Annotated in this window: 7 protein-coding genes; 1 reads left to right on the top strand and 6 read right to left on the bottom strand. The window is 62.2% G+C overall.

Going from position 1 to position 7,576, the window contains the following annotated elements; genetic code table 11:
• Positions 1-2: 2 nt before the first annotated feature.
• Both D477_RS04760 and D477_RS04765 read right to left on the bottom strand, forming a co-directional pair.
• Positions 3-629 (bottom strand): prepilin peptidase, encoded by a 627-nt coding sequence (locus D477_RS04760; protein ID WP_005267764.1) that lies wholly within the window; start codon positions 627-629, stop codon positions 3-5.
• A complete protein-coding gene (locus D477_RS04765) occupies positions 626-2,254 on the bottom strand; it encodes a sensor histidine kinase (protein ID WP_237740703.1) in 1,629 nt (542 codons plus the stop codon). The genes D477_RS04760 and D477_RS04765 overlap by 4 nt, the downstream gene beginning before the upstream one ends.
• A 318-nt stretch (positions 2,255-2,572) precedes the next feature.
• On the opposite strand from D477_RS04765, the gene D477_RS04770 reads away from it, so the two are divergent.
• On the top strand, positions 2,573-3,346 hold the full coding sequence (locus tag D477_RS04770) for a response regulator transcription factor (RefSeq protein ID WP_005267766.1): 774 nt from the start codon (positions 2,573-2,575) through the stop codon (positions 3,344-3,346).
• A gap of 8 nt (positions 3,347-3,354) precedes the next feature.
• On the opposite strand, the gene D477_RS04775 is transcribed toward D477_RS04770, so the two are convergent.
• The 4 genes from D477_RS04775 to D477_RS04790 all read right to left on the bottom strand — a co-directional run bounded on the left by D477_RS04775 (position 3,355) and on the right by D477_RS04790 (position 7,347).
• Positions 3,355-3,732 (bottom strand): hypothetical protein, encoded by a 378-nt coding sequence (locus D477_RS04775; protein WP_005267767.1) that lies wholly within the window; start codon positions 3,730-3,732, stop codon positions 3,355-3,357.
• 180 nt (positions 3,733-3,912) lie between these two features.
• The gene (locus D477_RS04780) at positions 3,913-4,524 is read right to left on the bottom strand and encodes a type II secretion system F family protein (RefSeq protein WP_237740704.1); all 612 of its coding nucleotides are present in this window, start codon (positions 4,522-4,524) and stop codon (positions 3,913-3,915) included.
• Positions 4,525-4,813: 289 nt separating this feature from the next.
• On the bottom strand, positions 4,814-5,761 hold the full coding sequence (locus D477_RS04785; RefSeq protein WP_237740705.1) for a type II secretion system F family protein: 948 nt from the start codon (positions 5,759-5,761) through the stop codon (positions 4,814-4,816).
• A gap of 5 nt (positions 5,762-5,766) precedes the next feature.
• Entirely contained in the window at positions 5,767-7,347 is a 1,581-nt protein-coding gene (locus tag D477_RS04790) for a CpaF family protein (RefSeq protein ID WP_190273520.1), read from the bottom strand.
• Between the last annotated feature and the right edge of the window lie 229 nt (positions 7,348-7,576).

Raw genomic sequence — 7,576 nt, forward strand, 5'->3', positions numbered from 1 at the left:
CTCTAGGCCGCCAGAGGTGCGAGCAAAGCTGCAGCGATCATCGCTGGCCCAAACGGTATATCCGAGTTCCTCTTCAACACCCGTGCCAGCATCAACGCGAGGATTGCCAGCGTGTTGAGCAGGAAGGCTCCGAGCAGCACCAGCAGCCATGCGTTCAGTCCCAGGTAACCCGCGTATAAACCGACAACCGAAGCCAGCTTCACGTCTCCCATGCCGATTCCGCCCGGCTTGACCAGCGCCATGAGCAAGTAGCATGCGAAAAGAGCCGCTCCGCCGAGTAAGCCGGCAAGAAGTTGCGTCCACGCTCCCGATGCTGCAGCAGCCAGACCCAGGAGGATGAACGCACCGATGAGGAATGGCAGGACCAGTCGGTTCGGCAGCAACTGATGCCGGGCATCAACAGCGGCAAGGAGGGAGCCCATCACTGCCAAGTACATGAAGGCGGGCAGCATCGGGCTAACACCGGCCCACCACGCCATCAGCCCGGAGAGGATTGCCGTCAGGACCGCCAGCAGAGGACGCCAGCCGGGAGGCAGTGCTGTCCGCGATTCCTGCTGTGCAGCGCCGAACAGCAGCCATGCGCCCGCCGCTCCCGCGCACATGCAAACGGCGATCAGTAAGGCGATCATCGACCGCTTCTTATGGCATCAGAGGGGGCGTCTGCTGGGGAAGCCGGCAAGGCCACGGTGAAGGTGGTTCCTTCTCCTAGCGAACTTATGCAGGTAATGGCTCCGCCATGGTTTTCCACGATGGTCTTAGTGACCGAAAGGCCCAGGCCTACTCCCGGAATCCCCGACTCTCTTGCCTTCGCCGCTCTGAAGAAGCGAGAGAAGGCCGCCTCGGCTTCAGCAGGAGACATGCCCATGCCTGTGTCTTTGACTTCCAGCTTGACCGTTCCTTCGGATGTGAACGCAGTCAGCTCCACTGTGCCGCCGTCGGGCGAGTACTTGATGGCATTGGAGAGGAGATTGTCGAGCACCTGGCCTATTCTCGCAGGGTCGGCGTAAACCCACAGCGGATCCGGCACGAGGTTGCGGACGGTGATTCCTGCGCTGCTGGCGTGAGCTCCGGCGGAGCCGACGCTGATCTCCACCACTTCAGCCAGATTCGTGCGGCGGGGCCGGACATTCATGGTTCCTGACGCCGTCACCAGGAGGTCGGATACCAATGACAGCAGGCGCTCCGCATTGCGTTGTACAACCCCAAGATGGCGGATCACCTCCGGTGGCAATGCACCTTCCTCCTCGACCACAAGGTCCAGATGCCCCAGAATCGAGGTCAGCGGCGTGTGAAGCTCGTGTGTCACGCTGGCAACGAAGTCGTCCTTCGCGGACAGAGCCTCGATGTATTCGGTCACGTCACTGAAGACGATGACCGAGCCAGCGAAGTCCCCCGTTTCGTCAGTCATTGCCCGGGCGGCGACTGAAATCGCCCTTTGGCCCTCGTTCTCGCCCAGCCAGACCAGCTGGCTGCGAAATGATTCCCCCTGCACCGCCCTGCGGATCGGCAGACGCTCGGCCGGCAACGGGGTCACCTTGTCTTCCCCGAATACCAAGGACTGTTCCTTCCCGGGCTGCTGCCGCAGGCGCTCCGGGCTGGACAGCCGGTCGAACTGCCGCTGCCGGCGGTTGCGCAGGATATGCCTGCCGTCGGCGTCGACGGCGACAATTCCGACGTCGACGGTATCCAAAATTGTTTCCAGGAGGCGTTCGCGCTTACTGCTTTCGCTAAGCAGCATCCGAAACTGCCGGTCTTTTTCCAGCAACTGCTTCTTCTGCTGCCTGATATTCGCGCTGGCGGAATGAATGGCTAAGGACACGGCCAGCATCATCAGGGGGAAGAGCAATAGGCTGGTTAGGTCTGTCGCCGAGACCTGCGGAAAGCCAGCCAGGGCAGATGGCATCACAATCAGGAAAGGCCCCAGGATGCTCAGCAGGACGCTGGTTCTCGGTGCCATGCCGGAAGCGGAAAGCCAAATCACCGGGAAAACGGCGAGTACACCTAACCCCGGAAGGAGGTCACCAGCGCCGGCTCGCGAAACCGCAATGGCAACAAAATCGCAGAGCGGGATCGTCAGGACGGTACCTGGAGGCAGGCGGTGCCACGGGACAGTGAAACACATCGCCAGAATGAGTACATGCAGCAGGAGGCCGAGTTGGAACAGGAAGGAATCCAGGAGGCCTGGGCGGAATGCGGGGGCGGTGACGGCAATGACGGTCATTATCACCGAAAGCGGCAACTGCGAATAACCCACCTGCTTTCGGAGGCTTAGTCCTCGGTAGAGTTGGCTGAAGTCGAATAATGAGGGTCCATCATGCACAAGGAGGTGCCCATTGTTTGGGTGCCGGCTGCTGGAGCTCCTGACAAAATTCGCATTCACCTGGCCATTATTGCGTGACAGCAGGCACTGGTTGTCTGGGAAACGCTCCCTCAGGCCAAATCGGAACCATATTGTGTTAAACGATTGACAATCCGCGGGAATAGGAAGAAATATGGCTTATTCTGAGGGTTGGAGTTCACCGGCGCGGCCGGTTGACTGAAGATTGTTGTTCCGGAAGCAGTAGGGAGAATTATGGCCGAGCCTGGGGTTGCCGTCGTGATCGAGGACGACGCCGATATCCGCAACCTTGTGCTGGCTGTGCTGCAGCAGTCGGGCTTTGACGTCCACGCCGCCGGGACCGGCAAAGAAGGCGTGGAAACGGTGCGTCGGGAGGGTGCCGCCGTCGTCACCCTCGATGTCGGATTGCCGGATATCGACGGCTACGAAGTCCTGAGGCGGATTCGCGAATTCAGCGACTGTTATGTAGTGATGCTGACGGCCCGTTCGGACGAGCTGGATACACTCACTGGCCTTCAGTCCGGAGCGGACGACTACCTGACAAAGCCATTCCGCCCGCGTGAACTGCGGGCCAGGATCAGCGCCATGCAACGCCGGCCGCGGCCGTCCCAAGGCCCGGTGGGCAACGCAGCCGAAGAGCTGCCTGCGACGGTCGAACGGGCTGCTCTGCAGCCGCCGGGCATGGAGCACAACGGCCTCGTCCTGGTACCGGAAACCAGGACCGCCACGCTTCGCGGCAGCGAACTAAGTCTGACCAGAAGTGAATTCGATCTGCTCCACGAGCTGCTCCGCAGCAGGGGAACAGTCCGGACGAAGTCCGATCTGGTGCGCGTGGTCCGGGGGGAGTATTACCGGGATAATGCGTATATCAGCGAGGCGGATGAGCGGGCCATTGAAGTCCATATGGGCAATCTCCGCCGCAAGATCGGCGAGGATCCCCGACAGCCGCGCTGGCTGCAGACTGTTCGGGGCGTAGGCTACCGGCTCGCCCCCAAGCGGCTGGAATAGCGCCTTTCTTATCCTTCCACAGCCTGGACTTGCTCGAGTTGCGCCGCTGTACGGTCGCCGCACTCGCGGATAAGGACGAGAGTCTCCTTCGCGTCGCCTAGTTGGTCTCCTCGGATTTCTCCTTCGAGATCCAAGGCAAGTCGTGCGAGCTTCGCCGCGCCCACCATCGTGGAGGCGATCTTGAGGCTGAGCACTGCGTCCATTGCCGCCGCCAGGTCCCGGCCCGCGACCGACTCGCTGAGCCTGACGCACCTGCCCGGCCAAGCGAGGACGAAATCCTGGGCGAAGGTTAATGCAGGCGTGGTGGATTCCAATTGGGATGCCAAATCCTCGAGCACGTGGGGATCGATGAGGGGCAAGTCGGGGTAGGGGTCAGAGGCCGTCACGTTTCCACCCTCGAGAGGGATCCATAATGTGCAGACATGGGAGACACCGCCCTTATCTGGCGTCGAGGATCGGATGGACATTTTTCCAGCCTACTTTCCGGGAATTGGAAAATTCTGGGAGACGAGGGCCCTTGAGCAAATCCTGCCGATATCTTGCAGAAGCCCAAGGCTGGCCGGTGCTCATCCGCCGAGAGTTTCTATGACATTCAGTGCGGCGGGGCCGAGCAGCGCGATGAACAGTACCGGCAGGATGCAGACCATGAGCGGGAAGATGACTTTGACCGGAATCTGCATTGCCTTTTCCTCGGCGCGCTGGCGGCGCTTCAACCGCATTTCGGCAGCTTGGGTCCGAAGTACACCGGAAACGGACACGCCGTAGGTGTCTGCTTGGATGACCGCACGCACGAACTGCTGGAGGTCCTTCGATGTAGTACGCTCCGCCAGTTCCTGATACGCCTCCCGGCGGGACCTGCCCACCTGCATGTCCTGGAGGGTACGCACAAGCTCGGCAGCCAGCGGTCCCTTTCCATTGTGGCCAGCGCGCGACATAGCCGAGTCGAAACCCAATCCTGCTTCTACCGCGATAGTCATCTGGTCCAAGGTGTCAGGAAGCTCCAGCGAAATCGCGGCCTGCCGTTCGGTTCCTTTGCTGTGAATCAGGAGATCCGGAACAAAATAGGCAACGATGGTCAGCACAAGGGCGAGAAGGACCCGGCCCGCTCCGCCGCCCGCCGCGACATAGAACAATCCCAGGATTGCACCGCCAGCAGCCAGGACGATCTTAGCTGCCATCAAGCGCTTCACAGGCCAAGCCGGTGGACGGCCGGCCAACGCAAGCTGCCGCTCGAGCCGCGCAGCCATGCGCGCGGGAGTGAAGCGGCTGGCCCAGGCTTCGAGCCTTTGGCCGCGTTTGCGGTCCGGATGCCGCTGGCCCGTCAGTCCGCGGGTCAGGTTTTCGCGGATCTCATCCCGGTGCGGCGGGCGATGGCCTATGACAGCCCATGCCAGGAGCGGAAGTGAGAGGGCTATGGCCAAGGCTGAGGCAATGACGACGAGTGGCATCGATTCGATTCCGTTTCGGCTAGAACTTGAAGCTGACGACTTTGCGCAGCCATAGGCCGCCGGTAACCAAGAGCAAGCCCGAGACTCCGATGAGAAGGTAACCGAGTGGGCTTTCAGTGAATGCGTTCATGTAGCCCGGGCTGGCCACGAGCAGGAAACCCCCCAGGCCGAACGGCAGGACCATCAGCACGATTGCCGAGATGCGGCCTTCGGCGCTGAGCGCCTTGACCTGCCCGCGGATCTGGTTCCGTTCACGGATAGTCTGTCCCACGCGATCAAGCACTTCGGCGAGATTCCCGCCCACTTCCCGATGCACTGCTATGGCTTGGGCTACCCAGGAGAAATCATCGCTGCGCATCCGGCGGGCGGCCTCGTTGAGGGATTCACCGAGATCACGGCCGAGCCGCGTCTCGTTGATGATGCGAGTGAACTCTTCGGAGGTCGGAGATGGCGAGTCTGCGGAAACGGCGTCGATGGCGCGCAGAAGGCTGTGCCCCGCGCGCAAGCCGCTGGACAACAGCTGCAGCGAGTCGTCGAGCTGCTCGGCGAAGGCACTCCTCCTGCGGTTGGCCAGTGTGCCGAGGACAACTTTCGCGGCCATCGGCGCGACAACCGCCAGCAGGAGGCCCATGAGGGGGCCGGCCATCAGCAAACCGACGGCTCCTCCCATGGCAGACCCTGCCGCGACGAATACTACTAATTCGGCAGGCCTGAACTTCAGCCCGGCGCTGTCCAGCGCACCTGCCAGTGCCGGGGTCTCCTTGCGGCGCGCTAGCACCTCTTCGATCTTGGCCGTGGTCCAGGCCGTGGCCCGGCTGACCATCGTAACGGACTCGACGGCGGCAGCCCGGCGCCGAGCGGTAGACAGGCGGGAACTTCGGGAGGACAGCACCATGAACAGCACCAGGCCCAAAGCCGAGTAGCTCAACACAAGGCCTGCCACGAGCAGCACAGGGGACGTGCTCATTCCAGTCATCGTCCTGCCGTTCGGGCAACGGAAGCATGAGCGGTAGACGGATTGAAGACCTCCGGGGAGAGCTCGATTCCAAGTTCGCGGAAGCGGTCGGTGAAATGCGGCCGCACGCCAGTAGGAACTGGTTTGCCCAGGAACCGCCCGTCGGCGTCGACTCCAGCGGAATAGTCGAAGACGAAGGCATCCTGCAAGGTGACGATGTCGCCTTCCATGCCCTGGACCTCCGTCACGTGAGTGACCCGGCGGGTGCCGTCGCGGAGCCGGGTGAGCTGGACGATGACATCGACGGCGGAGGCAATCTGTTCCCGGACGGCGCGCAGTGGCAGCTCCATCCCCGCCATCAGGACCAGGGTCTCGAGGCGGGAGATGGCATCCCGGGGAGAGTTGGAGTGCACCGTCGAAAGGGAGCCGTCGTGACCGGTGTTCATGGCTTGAAGCATGTCGAGGGTCTCCCCGCCGCGAACCTCACCGACCACAATGCGGTCGGGTCGCATGCGAAGGGAGTTCCTCACCAGGTCGCGGATTGTTATCTCACCCTTGCCTTCGATATTCGACGGGCGGCTTTCCAACCGGACCACGTGTTCCTGCTGCAACTGCAGTTCAACCGCGTCCTCGATGGTCACAATCCGTTCTCCGGTCGGAATGAAGGAGGAGAGCACATTGAGCAGGGTCGTCTTACCCGTGCCGGTGCCGCCGGAGACGATGATGTTCAGGCGTGCCTTGACGCAGGCGTTTAGCAGTTCGGCCATTTCCGGGGACAAGGTCCCGAATCCGATCAGGTCATGCACCTGGAACGGGTCGGTAGAGAACTTGCGGATGGTCAGCGAAGAGCCATTGACGGCCAAAGGCGGGATGACTGCATTGACGCGGGATCCGTCGGCCAGACGCGCATCGACCAAGGGCGAAGATTCGTCGATACGCCGGCCAACCCGGGAGACGATCCGTTCGATGATGCGCCGCAGTTGGTCTTCGGAGACAAAGCGTGCGCTGCTGCGGGTCAGCTTGCCCTTGTGCTCGACGTAGATCATGTCCGGGCCGTTGACCATGATTTCCGAGATGTCCTCGTCGTCGAGCAGACGCTGCAACGGTCCGTAACCGAGGACGTCATCGCTGACTTCGCGGATGAGCCGTTGCCGCTCATCCCTGCTGAGCGCAACCTCCTCCTCTTCGACAACCTTGGCGAGTTCTTCGTGGACGAGGATGTGGAGCTTGTCCTCGTCCAAAGAGGAATCCAGCAGGCGCGTGCCCATTCGTTCGAACAGGACGGAGCCGGCCCGGTCCTTCATCTTCCCCAGAGCATCCTGGACAGGAGGTTGAGGCTTGGGCGCGCTGGCTGTCCACGCTGCCGATACCGGCGCCGTTGGATGGGCGCTGAGGGCAGTCTTGTCCGCCTTCTTGGCTTCCGCCGCTGCAAGGGGGGAGCCAACAGCGGGCCGGTCGGCCTGCACGAGCGGTGCCGGAACCCTAACCAAGGAGGAAGTTCCGGCGGCAGTGTTTCCGGCAGGAGTCCTGCCGTGTGACGCTTCGAAACCGACGGCGGTGGTTCCGCGCGCGGCCTGGAGACGTTGGGCGAGATTCATGGTGATCCTCTGGATGATGGCGGTCCCGGTGCTGGCACCGGCGTGGTTCTGGATGGGAGAGTAACGGGGCCAACTAGTCCCGGCTGCGGGTTGGGGCGGTGGCGGTTTGTGTGCCACCGTCCCAACGCGGGCGGGGTTCCGGAATGCCGGCTGCTGGAACGGGTCGTCGTTACGATCCGGCGGTGCCGGTGGTGATGCCGAGCTTGCCGCCGAGGCCGTTGAAGAAGGT

Origin of the sequence: Arthrobacter crystallopoietes BAB-32, from assembly GCF_000328305.2 — a bacterium.
GTDB classification, from domain to species: domain Bacteria; phylum Actinomycetota; class Actinomycetes; order Actinomycetales; family Micrococcaceae; genus Crystallibacter; species Crystallibacter crystallopoietes_A.